At 33.9% G+C, this 13,895-nt stretch carries 14 protein-coding genes; 8 read left to right on the plus strand and 6 right to left on the minus strand.

From position 1 onward, the window contains the following. Window positions 1-88: 88 nt before the first annotated feature. Window positions 89-682 (plus strand): TetR/AcrR family transcriptional regulator, encoded by a 594-nt coding sequence (locus tag ACO1DI_RS14480; protein WP_168760813.1) that lies wholly within the window; start codon window positions 89-91, stop codon window positions 680-682. Window positions 683-936: 254 nt separating this feature from the next. On the opposite strand, the gene ACO1DI_RS14485 is transcribed toward ACO1DI_RS14480, so the two are convergent. Beyond that, window positions 937-1,470, minus strand: a complete 534-nt coding sequence (locus tag ACO1DI_RS14485) for a GNAT family N-acetyltransferase (protein ID WP_226555637.1) — start codon at window positions 1,468-1,470, stop codon at window positions 937-939. Between the two features lie 144 nt (window positions 1,471-1,614). Here ACO1DI_RS14485 and ACO1DI_RS14490 point away from each other — a divergent pair, with 144 nt between their 5' ends. Continuing rightward, window positions 1,615-2,220, plus strand: a complete 606-nt coding sequence (locus tag ACO1DI_RS14490; protein ID WP_423145417.1) for a GNAT family N-acetyltransferase — start codon at window positions 1,615-1,617, stop codon at window positions 2,218-2,220. 440 nt (window positions 2,221-2,660) lie between these two features. Continuing rightward, window positions 2,661-3,224, plus strand: coding sequence for a hypothetical protein (locus ACO1DI_RS14495; protein ID WP_209368849.1), 564 nt, complete (start codon window positions 2,661-2,663; stop codon window positions 3,222-3,224). A gap of 51 nt (window positions 3,225-3,275) precedes the next feature. Here ACO1DI_RS14495 and ACO1DI_RS14500 read toward each other — a convergent pair whose 3' ends face one another. The 4 genes from ACO1DI_RS14500 to ACO1DI_RS14515 form a co-directional block, all read right to left on the minus strand. Then, entirely contained in the window at window positions 3,276-4,466 is a 1,191-nt protein-coding gene (locus tag ACO1DI_RS14500) for an FtsW/RodA/SpoVE family cell cycle protein (RefSeq protein WP_371905530.1), read from the minus strand. A gap of 39 nt (window positions 4,467-4,505) precedes the next feature. Continuing rightward, on the minus strand, window positions 4,506-4,760 hold the full coding sequence (locus ACO1DI_RS14505) for a hypothetical protein (protein ID WP_155008797.1): 255 nt from the start codon (window positions 4,758-4,760) through the stop codon (window positions 4,506-4,508). A 564-nt stretch (window positions 4,761-5,324) separates the two neighbouring features. After that, window positions 5,325-6,287, minus strand: coding sequence for a TIGR03943 family putative permease subunit (locus ACO1DI_RS14510; RefSeq protein ID WP_371905531.1), 963 nt, complete (start codon window positions 6,285-6,287; stop codon window positions 5,325-5,327). Window positions 6,288-6,297: 10 nt separating this feature from the next. Continuing rightward, window positions 6,298-7,284 carry a permease gene (locus ACO1DI_RS14515; RefSeq protein WP_014460607.1) on the minus strand — a complete coding sequence of 329 codons (987 nt, stop codon included), beginning with the start codon at window positions 7,282-7,284 and terminating at the stop codon, window positions 6,298-6,300. A 374-nt stretch (window positions 7,285-7,658) separates the two neighbouring features. Between ACO1DI_RS14515 and ACO1DI_RS14520 the strand changes: the two genes are divergently transcribed. From ACO1DI_RS14520 to ACO1DI_RS14540, 5 genes are all read left to right on the plus strand, one after another. Continuing rightward, on the plus strand, window positions 7,659-7,967 hold the full coding sequence (locus tag ACO1DI_RS14520) for an HMA2 domain-containing protein (RefSeq protein WP_102055962.1): 309 nt from the start codon (window positions 7,659-7,661) through the stop codon (window positions 7,965-7,967). Between the two features lie 18 nt (window positions 7,968-7,985). Then, window positions 7,986-8,519 (plus strand): HMA2 domain-containing protein, encoded by a 534-nt coding sequence (locus ACO1DI_RS14525; RefSeq protein ID WP_011106162.1) that lies wholly within the window; start codon window positions 7,986-7,988, stop codon window positions 8,517-8,519. Then, complete coding sequence (locus ACO1DI_RS14530) at window positions 8,519-10,633, plus strand: heavy metal translocating P-type ATPase (RefSeq protein ID WP_423145431.1); 2,115 nt, start codon at window positions 8,519-8,521, stop codon at window positions 10,631-10,633. Before ACO1DI_RS14525 ends, ACO1DI_RS14530 begins: the two co-directional genes overlap by 1 nt. Next, window positions 10,605-11,195: an HMA2 domain-containing protein gene (locus tag ACO1DI_RS14535; protein ID WP_011106164.1), complete on the plus strand. Its 591-nt coding sequence runs from the start codon at window positions 10,605-10,607 to the stop codon at window positions 11,193-11,195. Before ACO1DI_RS14530 ends, ACO1DI_RS14535 begins: the two co-directional genes overlap by 29 nt. A 65-nt stretch (window positions 11,196-11,260) precedes the next feature. Next, window positions 11,261-11,485, plus strand: coding sequence for a hypothetical protein (locus ACO1DI_RS14540; protein ID WP_011106165.1), 225 nt, complete (start codon window positions 11,261-11,263; stop codon window positions 11,483-11,485). Between the two features lie 516 nt (window positions 11,486-12,001). Here the strand turns inward: ACO1DI_RS14540 and ACO1DI_RS14545 are convergent. Then, complete coding sequence (locus ACO1DI_RS14545) at window positions 12,002-13,300, minus strand: CitMHS family transporter (RefSeq protein ID WP_014460601.1); 1,299 nt, start codon at window positions 13,298-13,300, stop codon at window positions 12,002-12,004. Between the last annotated feature and the right edge of the window lie 595 nt (window positions 13,301-13,895).

Consider the following 13,895-nt stretch of genomic DNA (forward strand, 5'->3'; position numbering starts at 1 on the left):
CTTTTTTGGCCGGTCAGAATAATTTTTTGTTCAAATTTTATAAAATGTTGTATACTAATTTGTACGTTTAGTTTGCTGGAGGTTTATTATGAAGAAAAAAGCAGAAGAGAGAAAGAATCAAATATTAAGAGCAGCTTTCCAAGCTATGTCAGTACAAGGTTATAATTCGGTTACCTTACAGAGTATTGCTGATCATGCAGAAGTTAGTAAAGGAGTCGTCCATTATTATTTTGAAAATAAGGAAGATACCTTATCTCAACTCCTTGAGTGGCTTACAAATAAAATCTATAACTATGAGCTTGCATCAGTGAATTCAGAGTCTACTCCCTTGGGTAAATTAAAAGCTTATGTAAACTCAGTATTTGTCGCCCCTGAGAAAAATGCAAAATTTTATAGAGTTTATTTAGATTTCTTGTCTCAGGCAGGTCAAAATGAAACATATAGAAAAATTAATCATCATTTTTATCAAAACTGTTGGGGCATTACATCTGACATTATTACTTCTGGTCAGAAAACAGGAGTGTTTGAACAGAATATTAATATAGAAAACACTTCAAAAACCATGCGCGCTATTATAGATGGATTGCTCATTCAATGGCTAATGAACGAAGATATAAATTCCCATCAATATTACAAAGAGACGTGCTATCAAAGCTTTTTAGACTTGCTAAAAGTTAATTAGATGCTCTTTTTGACTTTTTAATCTGTCTGAACTGTCTACCTTCTATACTTTAAATGATAAACAAGAAGAACAAAGTCTAAAATCAAATGACGCTTTGTTCTTTTTTATAATATCTAATTTCCATAAAAATTAGATAACGCAGGATTTGTATCAGAACAAGCATATGTGTTATAAGCCATCAGTAGAAACAATCCAATAATCAAAGTTAGGCATATCATATGCAAAGCCAGTTACCATAATAGATTTTATCGGTACTAAACTTTAATAAACTCCTCTTTGAGAATACTAAACCTATAACGATCTACAAATTCGCCTTTACGATAACGATCTTTTCTCATTAAACCTTCATTTATAAATCCAGCTCGTTCATAGCTTTTTATTGCACTTAAGTTGTCGATATCAACCCTAAGCCAGACTTTTACAAGATTAAATTCTAAAAATCCAACTCTTAGCATCTCTAAAAGGGCTGACATACCATACCCCTTTCCCCAGTACTTTCTGTCCCCAATCGCTATTCCTAACTCAGCATTTTTATTTACCTTATCAAAGTTCTTTAAATCTACCCATCCAATGTGCTTGTCTTCTTCTGTTATAACTGCTCGTTGTTCGTACCCATTAGACTTTGATATACACAATTTAATCCATTGTTCAGTATCTTCAAGAGTAAATGGAGGATACTCATCAGGAACAACTAAATGCTTAGTTACTTGTTCATCAAGTGACCACTCATAGCGATCCTCTACATCACTCAAGTTTAGTTCTCTTAATTTAACCTTAGGCAGTGGCATAGTTCTAACTCCTTTTAATATTTGTTAATTTATGTATGTTTTAAGATATTATAAACTTTTTAAAAGGAGAGGGATACTGTACTTTTTATTTTATACAAATTAAATATATAATGTTAATAAATAACAATTATGGAGGCGTTTTTCATGAAGATTGAAGAAATATTTGGCGATTTACCCAAACTTGAAACAGAACGTCTGATATTAAGAAAAATAACGTTAGATGACGTTGAAGATATGTACTCTTATTGCTCTAATGAAGAAGTATCTAAATACGTTACGTGGGAAACTCATCAGGCACTTGACGATACTATTAACTTCGTTAAATTCGTGTTAAATCAATATGAGAATGGAAAAATTGCTCCCTGGGCGATAGAGTATAAAGAAAATGGCAAACTTATAGGTACTATTGATTTTATCTCTTGGCATATAGAACATAATATAGCTGAAATCGGATATATCATTTCTAAAGATTATTGGGGAAACGGTATAGCAACAGAAGCCGTAAGCGAAGTGATTAAATTTGGTTTTAACCATATGGATCTTATTCGTGTTCAAGCAAGATGCTTTGCAGAGAACAAAGGATCAGCATGTGTAATGAAAAAATTGGGCATGTCCTTTGAAGGAACCCTTAGAAAAGCCATGTTTATAAAGGGAAAACATCAAAATTTAAAAATGTATTCAATATTAAAAGAAGAGTTCTCATATAATTATGAGGCATCACCAGAAAATGTATACCATATACAGAGCTAGTTTACATAAACACTCTTTTAGGAACACACCATAAAAAAGAACCCTCTTGGGAGAAGGGTTCTCAGTAGGGTGCCTTTTATCGAATATGCAGCTTTTTATACACCCTTAATATGACGGCATTTACTCGACACCCAAGTGGGAGACGGATGTATAAAACGTGCACTTTTTATACATATGCAGCAACACATTAAAAATAGCCTTTAATTACAGAACATGGTAATCTACTTATGTTTCATACTTCGGATACGTATGGACAAACCCTTATGAAAGAGCAATCTCGCTTGCCAATGCCGAGGTTGCTTTTTATTTTGTTAACAATGTTAAAGTAACATTATCTTCGCTCTTAAAATATGTTATTCTTGCAAAATTTAATTCTTTTTATTTCCTTTTGATGTAAAATTAACCTGATACTAAATTTTTAAATGTGGCGAGGGTATACGATGAAATCAATTATAGCAACAGCTTGTATAGCATTTATGGTTACAAGCCTTATGACAGCTTGTAGTGAAGAGAAAGAAACTGTTCAAGCAGAACCTCAAAAGAAAGTTGAGAGTACTTTAACTCCTGCAGAAAAGCAGGAGAGGTTAGAGATGGAGAAATTAGAGAAAGGGATCTTGTCCTATCGAGAAAGCTTTAAAGGCGGGGATTATCTTATATCCGTTCTAACTGGAACATATGAGAAAACAAATGAAAGTTCAGGAACAATTAAGGCACAGATTAAGGTGGAAAACGTTCATAATGACGGTACAGTTGTTAACCTTTCTCCCTTGAAGTTCTGGATAGAAAACGAAAAAACAAAACAAAAGGTTGTAGGAAAAGCTCTTCCTAACGATGCTCAAATATACAATAGTCTCCCTCAAGGGCAATCTATAGTTTTTGATGTTTCTTTCTTAATTAAAGATGTAAAGGAATTAGATCAATTCTATTTATATATAGACAGTAAAAATGATCCGTTAGATAACGTTCATTGGGAGCTCGACAATTTAGAAACCACACAACCATAATTTAATAATAGAGAAAAGGAAGGTATTCTTTACCTTCCTCTTTTCCTCGGTTTAAACACTCTTTAACTTACGTCGTTTAACTAATTCACCCTTATGCTTTTCTTCGAACTTATTAAACATAGAGATATTAGTTAATACGCCCATAGATAACATTAATAACGTGAGTGAAGATCCACCATAACTCACAAACGGTAAAGTTACACCTGTAATAGGTAAGATACCAGTTACTGCTCCAAGATTCACAAATACTTGAATACCAATCATAACTGAAATACCTATAGCCATTAATGCTCCAAAAGGTTCTTTGCACTTCTGTGCAATTCTTAGCCCTTTAATAACAATAAAAAATAATAAACCCAGGACGATAAGTACACCCCAAAAACCTAGTTCCTCTGCAATAACAGCCATAATAAAATCTGTATGAGATTCAGGTAGATAACCAGCTTTTTGTACACCCTGTCCTAGACCTAAACCTTGTAGCCCTCCGGTTCCTATAGCCAAATAAGAATTAACAAGTTGATATCCGTCGCCTTGCTGATTTTCAAATGGATGTAAGTATCCTGTAAAACGAGAGATACGTACAGGAGAGAAGACTGTATCAATATGGCCAGTTACTAATAAAACGAAAAGCATAATTCCTATGCCTACTACCCCTAGCATCGCAATTTTTAACATTGATTTTCTAGAAATACCAGAACATAAAACGATTGCTGCAACGATTGCTAAAATAAGAAGAATTCCACCATAGTCAGGTTGCATAGCAATTAAAAAGCAAAGGAAAAAGACAATAAGAATAGGTGGAATAATTGCACGCTTTAAGTCATTTATATATTCCTGTTTATTTGTAAAAACAGCTGCTAAATAGACAATAATGACGAGTTTTGTTAATTCCAATGGCTGTATTCTAACTGGACCAAGTACAAGCCAACTTGTTGCATTTCCTGCCGTATGTCCAAATACAAGTACTAGAACTAACAGGGTAGTTATTCCTCCTAATGCAAGCATCAAGAATCTTTTTTCTTGGTACATCTTATAAGGAATAACGGCTGTAACGCAGAAAAAGAAAAGCCCTGCTATAAGTGCAAACTTTTGTTTTTGATAAAAGTAATCACCCGTGAATCCGTATCGAGCGATAGCTGTTACCATACTAGCACTGTAAACCATAATTAAACCAATCATACTTAAGATAACTAAAGCTATAATAAATTTGTAGTCATAACACTTTAAAACCTTTTTAAACATAGAAAGATCCTCATTTCTTGCAATATAAAAAATATGTTTTTAGAGAAAAACTCTCAATAAATTAAACAAACCAAAGGTTGAACTTGCTACTATAGCCACAGTACCTACTGTTTTGTTTCTTCCTGCTAAATAATAATGTAAACTATGTAAGATAAATGCAACTGAGACAACCATGATGACTGCCTTGTACCAAAAAGAACTATCTAAATACCACCCTAAACTCATAAAAATAAGTAGTAGTACTAAAGATATTGTTCTTATTCTACTTTCTGTGACAACTTCTACGTACTTCATATAACACTCCTACCGTCAAATAAAATTCCTATCATATGGTTAATTACCATGTATTAACCATAAATGTAAACGAAATTATAATTATACCATAATGAATCCTTAAATAAGACAAAGTATATTAGCCAAACATATAATAGTGATTTTGTGTATAGGGTATTCGTTAGCAGTTAACATACTTGTATATCAGAGCAAGCCATAAAAAAACTCCTTCTACCATCAGGAGTTTAAAAAGCTGTCCTATTATAGCTTAGTGCATAAAAAGTAAACCTTTTATACATATCACAGTTTAAGTAATTGATTTTGTATTCAGATACGATACTAAAGATCAGTTTATTTTTTGCAAATTTCATTGTAACCCTGTTTAAAAGCTACCTCGCATTCACTCCGAGGTAGCTTTTTATTTTATTAACGATAATAACTGATTCAGCGTCTTAACATACCTTTAAAGATGCCGTCCGTAAAAGTATAGTTTTTTAGACACCATTGTACTTCCCAAGTATCTAACGTAACAAATAAATTACATGTAGTTGGCCCTTGGTAGCATACACATGCCTTATAGTCTTTTTATTCTCCAGGTCCTATCAGTTGTTCACCTTGATAAAGTTCATATACGTACGGGTTATCAGGCTTGCGAATGGACTCAATCCGTTGAACCTGAATATAGGGGACATTTTCTCCGTTGTACGTAGTTTTTTGTATGATTCCTTTTATATGAACCCAAGTATCTTTTTTTAATGCTGAGGCATTTTCTAGGGTAGATAATAAGCCATATACAGATGCATCTGCTGCACAACAAGATATTCCAAAACGAGCAACAACAAATTGATTATCTTTAAATCCTTTTTCATGGTATACAAAGCCACTGACTTCGATTTTTTTTCCAACAAACTGATCTGTATTGTTTTCAATAATATTCATGACTGGAATATAATCCGTGTCATTTATAGAAATTTCCGGTTTTTTGAGTAGCTTCTTTTCAAGTAATTCATAAAAACCTTTAGGTGCTACTTTAGCAGCAATACTATTTTGGTGTCTTGTTGGAACATTCTTTGGTGTTTCCTCTGAATTTCCAAACAAGAAATCATTCGTATCCTTTTCCAATTCTGAATTAGTGGTGTCAATTTTTTCATCACTTCCGGCTTGTTGTGGAGTATCAGGCGTATTAACTGAAAAGCTTAACCCTCTTCTTACTGCAACCGAACTATCAAGTGTGTGATTTGAAAATAAAAAGCCCGTCATAATAGGTAATAGAAATAAAGAGTAAAAAAACGTTGTTCGAATTTTTCCTTTTTCCGTATGATCATGACCGCATTCACAAGATAAATCCTTATTGATACTACTTCGCCAAATTTGTATAATTCCCAACAAAAAAAAGGTACCAGAAGAAAACAATATAAAAGGCATCATTTTAGGCGCAATAAATTGAATGATTTTACCTGTTAATATGAGTTTAAACATAAGGAGGGAAAAACCAATTAGTAATATCCCCCTTATATAGATGACAAATTGCTGGTCAATTTTTTTCATACCACTTCTCCTATCTACTAACTATCCCATAAGTCATGACAATAACGTATACAACCACAGTAATGATAAGAATCAGACTAAATGCAAAACGTTTTTTAAAAAAAGACAATAGCATAATGGTGTTTTTAAAATCCATCATAGGACCATATAGTAGAAAGGCAAGAAGAGCTGTAGGTGAAAATGTATGAGAAAAAGATGAAGCAACAAAAGCATCAGCTTCTGAACAAAGTGACAGTACATAAGCAAATCCCATCATAACGGCAGAAGACATAAATTCATTACTTGCAAGGTTTGTTAATAACTGTCTATCTAAAAAGGTTTGAAACAGACTTGCTACGAGGGCACCGCATAGTAAGTATTTGCCCATGTCAAAAAATTCATCACTAGCATGATACAACGTTTGTTTTAACTTATTTCCTCCTTTCGCTTCTTCATGTTCGTGAACGTGTACATGTCGTAGCTGATTTGAATTTTTAAAAAAGAAGTAAATGGATAAACCAATTAATAGACAAGCTACGACAGCCAGTCCCATACGACTGTAGACGATAGACGTATTTGACTGAAATGCATAAAAAGTAGCAGCAAAGACAACAGGATTTAAAATAGGTGCACCAACTAGAATGACAATACCGATATGAAGAGGCATTCCTTTTTTTAATAAACGCCTTACAACTGGAATAATGGCACATTCACAAACAGGTAAAAGAGCACTTACTAGAACAGCTGGTAAAAGAGCTATATACGGATTTTTTGGAATTAGACGTTGAATGAATTCTTCTGAGACAAATACTTGAATCAGGGCAGATGCAAATACTCCAATTAAAATGAAGGGTATAGCCTCAAGTACAATGCTTAAAAAAATGGAGTTTACATTTAATAGAGATGCTGGGATAGCTAAATCGTGCGTATTTATATCGACAAAGAAAAAACAATAACCAAAAAGCACTAGTAACAGCACACCTATTAGGTCTTTACTTAACTGTGATAGAGTTGTCATAATCTATCATTTCACCTCCAATTACTAAAACTATATGATAGAGTTTAAACACATTATGCAGCTAATAAGAAAGAGTTAATATAAAAAATATTTAAAAGATAAAAACCTCAAAAATAATAATTATCCCTTCATCAAAACGTAATGTTTACGATTTGGTATATATTATGTAAAAAGCATAAGGTATAGAACTGAGAAATACAGATACGTTTAGTTTTGCAATTTCTTATCTTATTATTGAAAATCAGTACTAGAATACTGTAAATTTTAGTACTTACTTGCGCGTAATAAAATTTACATTATTTTAATACTTATATTGTTATAAAATATATAAGTTGGTAAAATAAAGAAAAATGATTGGTGGTATCTAGATATTAATGAGTATTAAAGAAAAGATACTAATGAAACATGCAGAAAGAAAACTACATAAGTTACAAATTGATCTTGTGCATTTTATTCCAGGAAGAATTAGACTTCGTTCAACTGTTTGGAAAGAGAATGAAAAACTAGTTGAATTAATTATTTTAAATTTGAAGTCTCAACCCCTTGTTTATGACGCAGTATTTACACCAGATACCGGGAGTTTACTTATTACATATAAGGCTTCTTATATGACAAATAACAAAGAACTTGAAGAGTGGTTTCAACTTATTGAACAAATATATCAAGAAGAATATAGAGCTTAAGGAAAGGGAGGGATGAGCATGCTTCCTACTGTAATTGGTTTAGGTGCCTCTTTTATTGCTCCAAAAATTATGTCTCAATTCCGTGATCAAAAAATAAAAGTAGTGCATGCGATGCCGGGGCGACTGCGTATACAATGTGACAGTTGGAAGCACCGTATCATTGCACATGCTCTAACGGAAGAAGTAAAAAAACATCCTCTTATTTTAACATCGGAAGCTTCAGAACTAACCGGAAGTTTAGTGCTTCAATTTGTTGTACCTCATATTAACCAGGAAGAGCTAGATGAACTGATGAATTATATCGTACAAATAGCAGCTAACGCCATTTTAAACAAAGATGCTACATTGATGAATGGCATGACTAACACACTTGGATTTATAGATAAAGGGATTAAAAAGCAAACTAATGGCTTTGCTGACTTTGATAGTTTATTTGTTCTATTTTTATTAGGAAAAGGAATTCAGACGTTTGGAAGTGCGCCTGCTTTCTCTGCAAGCTTACTTTATTGGTCATACAACATCATTAAGGATAAGGGGGAAAAGAATAGGTGATGATGTTCGGGGTAAAGGTAGCTCATTCTCTCCCTGGAAGAACCCGATTTTATATACCTAAACAGCTAGAGACAAACCATATTGAAACTTGGTTACGCTCTTTTCCAGGGGTATATTCTGCAAGCTATAATCAAGTAACCGGAAGTCTACTCATTTATCATCATATTACTCTCTCTTTATACAGTCTAAAATCGTTCATCCATAAATATAAACATACACTCAAGCAAGCAGCATGTTCATGGAAAAAGGCTATACCTATCATAGCTTGTGGAACTATTTTTTTAGTTAACTGGTACCTTCAACGTTCTTCGTATCCTGCTATAGTAAAAGCACTATCCTATTGGGTTAGCACCTTTACTGCTATTGGTACTTCCCATGAGGTAATTAAAGATGGTGTTATTCATGTCCTAAAAGAACGAAAAGGTAATGCTAATACATTAACAGCTGCTTCTATATTCGCTTCTTTGTATATGAAGAATCCAGGATCGGCTTTAATTATCACTTTGATGTCTACTATTAGTGAGCTGCTAACAGACTATACGTCTGAACAAACCAAGCATTATATTCACTCCGTCCTAAAATTAGATGTCTCATATGCTTGGAGAGTAAAGGAAAAGGGCGTTGAAGAAAAGGTTTTAGTCGAGGATATTCAAGTTGGTGATAAGGTTGTAGTTTTCACTGGAGAAAAAATTCCCGTGGATGGAATCATAATAGAGGGGAATGGTACAGCAGATGAAGCTTCAATTACTGGGGAGTATATGCCACGAGAGGTAAGTGGTGGAGATAATGTGTACGCTGGAAGTGTTTTGCAGAGTGGACACGTTACTGTAACAGTTGAAAAAGTAGGAGAAGATACATCCCTCTCTAAAATTGTGAAACTATTGGAGGAAGCACAAGATAAGCGCGCTCCTATTCAAAATATAGCCGATACAGTAGCTGAAAAAATGGTTCCTGTTTCTTTTGGTTTGGCACTGCTTACATCTTTCTTCACTCGAAACCTTAACAGAGCGATGAGTATGTTAGTTATTGATTTTATTTGCGGAATTAAATTATCAACGGCCACAGCTTTATACGCATCCATTGGACGTGCTGCAAAAGAAGGGGCTATTGTTAAAGGCAGTGATCATATTGAAAAGATGTCTAAACTAAATACAGTTATTCTTGATAAGACTGGAACTATTACAGAAGGAACGCCTGTGGTTCAGCAAGTAATTGCTGCTGAAGGCTTTAATCAAGAAGATGTCATTCGTTTAGCTGCAGCAGCTGAGAAAAATTCTACCCATCCTATTGCTGATGCAATTATGAAGCAAGCGAAAGATTGGAACATTTTAATTCCTATTAGAGACAATAATGCTCAGGTAGAAACAACGGTAGGAAAAGGAATTTCCACTTGGTTAAATGGTAAAAGAGTTATTGTTGGAAGTTTACGCTTTATGAATGAATTAAAAGTTAAAACAACCAACTTACTTCAACACATGCAAAACGACGAAAATGTGATTTATGTAGCTTATGATCAAACACTTGTAGGAGTAGTTAGCATTTTTGACAAAATACGTTCTGGTATGCACCGCGCAGTGAACAATCTTCGACATCAAGGTATTAACGACATCATTATGCTTACTGGAGACAAGAGAACGGTTGCAAGAGAGATGGCGCGTCGCTTAAAACTGAACTGGTATCATGCAGAGGCTTTGCCAGATGATAAAGCCTTTTATGTGAAGAAGTATGGAAGAACGGGAGCTGTCATGATGGTAGGTGACGGCATTAACGATGCACCAGCTTTAGCTCATGCTCATGTAGGTGTAACGATGGGTGCTAAACGAACAGACATTGCTTCAGAAGCCAGTGACGTTATTATTACGTCTGATAACCCAGAAATGCTTTCTGAGTTAGTTGGACTATCTAAAAAGACCATGAACATTATTAAACAAAACTTTATTGCCACGTTTGCTATTAATGGTATTGCAATATTATTCGGTGCTTTAGGTATCTTCTCTCCAATTGTGGGAGCAGCTATTCATAATGCGGCCACTATTGGTGTAGTAATAAATAGTGCAAGAATTTTATGGTTAGGGAGGGAAACCAATGAATCCCAAATTCTACGTTCTGCATGATATACCAGGTCGTATTCGATTTCATATCCCAGCATTGAGAGATAAGAAAAATCATGTGGAGATTGAGCATATGTTTTCTGCTTTAAAAGGTATAACAAGTGTGAGAATAGAACCCACCATTCAAACCATGCTTATTCACTATGATGTTTCACAACTTTCTCGCAATACCATTTTTCGTTATATATCTATCTTTTTTCAGCAAACGCGTTTAGATCCACTAGATGATATTATGATTCAAATGGATCCTGCCACACGAAATGATTGGCTACGTACATTGTTTTCTGGGGGATTACTTCTACTAGCAGGTATTCGAAAATCCTCTTTTTATAAACCAGATGCACTCGTATATGGAGCAGTAGTCGCAACAGGCTATACGGTCTTATCCCATGGTACGAGCAATAAAATGAGGCACCCAGATATTTTAACTGGAATTGTTACGATGTTATCTCTAGGGCCATCAAATATGCTATATGTAGCGATGATTACATGGATTGTGAATGTGTTGGAATTGTTACATGAAAAGCAGAAAGTGCAATCACAAAAGTTATCTACAATTACGTAAGATATTCATTCATACCTTTTGTATGAATTGATATAAAAAACTTAGGATTATGGGGGAGTTTTATAATGATTAATCGCGATTTTCTAATGGGATTTGTATCAGGAACAGTGGTAGGCGCAGTAGGCTACCGTTTATATGAACAGAATGGTGGGCAATTACAACGTTTGGTTCAACCTAAACAGGCATATGGTGGACAACAAACTATTTCATCTTATCAACCTTCTATGGAAGAGCTTCAAGCACAGAAAGAGCGTCTAGAAGATATGATTGCTGAATTACAAGTAAAATAATGATAAAAAGAGTGAGAGATAGTTCCAGGCTACCTCTCACTCTTTTTATTCATAATGAGGGAATCATTTTTAAATGATGAAACGCTTATTTACCGTACGCTAAAAAGTTTCCTGTGGTAAACTCTTGTTATTATTATATTCTGTAATTTGAAAATTATCAATAATTATAGAGGAAAATGTTCTAATTTTACAAATAAGCAGAAGGAGTAATTTACTTTTTATTTAAACAGCGTTAAAAAGTTGCAAATAAAATTCTTGAATTTACCTCTATAATTTTTGAAGAAAATTGAACGTACCTACCGTAAAAGTATACTTTTACGGACTTTTCTTTTTTATAAGAAACCTGATATTTCTATCGTTCGTTTAAGTTTTGAAATAAATTACGAACGTCTCCTTTCATACTTACAGCTTTACGAACGTTTTTGGTAGAATAAATAGAGAAAAACTCGTTAAATCAGATAGGAAAAGAGAGCTGTTTTAAAAAGTCAGCTCTCTTTTTTTGTTACTATAAATGATTTATATGGAGAGTATTCCAAATAAAACAGCTACAATCGTCATAACTAACGCTGTTCCAATAGCATACTTGGCAGCAAAACGAATGTGATCACCTATATCAATACCAAGAAGTCCTACTAAGACATAGATAGAACCTTGAAGTGGACTTAGTAGATGCAAGGGTTGTCCTAGTAGAGAAGCTTGACCAATTTCTATTGGAGGGATGCCGAAATGAGCAGCTGTTTCAGACATAATAGGGATAATCCCGAAATAGAAAGGGGCATTTGCCATAAAAAATGTGAATGGCATACTTATAAGCGCAACTATTACTGTTAATTTAGGGCCAAGAGCGTCAGGAATAACTGCTATTAAAGTATCCGCCATAGCCTTAACAATTCCTGTTCCATCTATAATTCCAGTAAATATACCTGCTGCAAATATCATGGAAACAACGGTTAATATATTTCCTGCATGAGCATGCAAACGCTCCTTTTGATCTTGTAAATTTGGGTAATTAACAATCATCACGATAGCAAATCCAATCATAAACAAAGCTGGTAATGGTAAGAACCCTAAAACTAAAGCAGTAAGAAGTAAAAGTGTTAAAACTAAGTTAAACCAAAATAATTTTGGACGCTTTATTGATGCATCCATTCCTACATCAAGAGCTGCAGCAATTTCATTATTAAATTCTGTATCTATATTGATAACTCCAAGTCTTTTACGCTCGCGCCGTCCAAGGAAATAAGAAACCCCTAAAACCCAGATTGTTCCTGCAATCATAGAAGGAATAAGTGGTAATAGCAAGTCTGTTACATCTGCTTTTACGGCCGCCGTAGCTTGTACAGCAGGACCACCCCAGGGAGTCAAATTCATAACACCCATTGCTAACGCAGGAATACAAGCTAAAATAAGTTTATTCATGCCTAATCGATTATATAGTGGGAGAAATGCAGTTACTACAATTAGATATGTAATGGTACCATCACCATCTAAAGCAACTATTAGAGAAAGTACTGCAGTACCCATCACGATTTTTAAAGGATCACCGCCAACCATCTTTATAATTTTTGCTACGAGAGGATCAAATAATCCTGTATCGATTAACACGCCAAAGTAGAGAATGGCAAAGATAATCATAATTGCTGTCGGAGCAATGGTTTCAAGCCCTTTCATCATCATTGGACCTAAATCAGTAAATCCGCCCAATAAAGCAAAAACAATAGGAACCACTGTTAATGCACTAAAAGCAGATAAGCGCTTACTCATGATTAAATACATGAATACTACAATCATAGAAAAACCTAAAAATGTTAACATGTTATACCCCCTCTAGAACTTTCTTTCATTTTCCCTCTTGTTTATCTTTAATGTCATACTTTTTAAATTCTCATGAAACTATCTAACTATCATTCTTTATTATAAAGCTGCTTTGCACAATCATTCATCAGTAGAAAATAATTGGCTTTTTTACATATTATTGGTTTGAAACCTGTTATCAGAACTAATGTAAGGGTTTACAAAAAATCTAGCGTGAATTCCCCCTTAAGCCCACTGTATATATAGAATCATTAATAGATTATTTTCTATTCTCGTGTTTCTTTAACTAATCACTCCTTTACTAAAATCTTTTGTTGATGATTGCTTAGAACCAAAGGTAACGCTCTCATCATTTGCGTGTTAACGAGCAAAATACAAGTGTTAGGATTAATAAACTTATAGTCACTTTGTAATATCTTAGTAGGGGAGCAGTCAGATATCTCCGGATGATATCTGAAAATGATTTTACAGAACTAACTATATTCATTATTACAACCCATCGTTTGAAGTAATAATTATTACTTTTTATTTAATTGTTGTAATAATTTTGACTATTTAAAAGTATACTATCATGGCTTCTAATGAAAAGTAAATG

Origin of the sequence: Priestia sp. 40 (genome assembly GCF_049368575.1) — a bacterium.
Taxonomy (GTDB): Bacteria; Bacillota; Bacilli; order Bacillales; family Bacillaceae_H; genus Priestia; species Priestia zanthoxyli.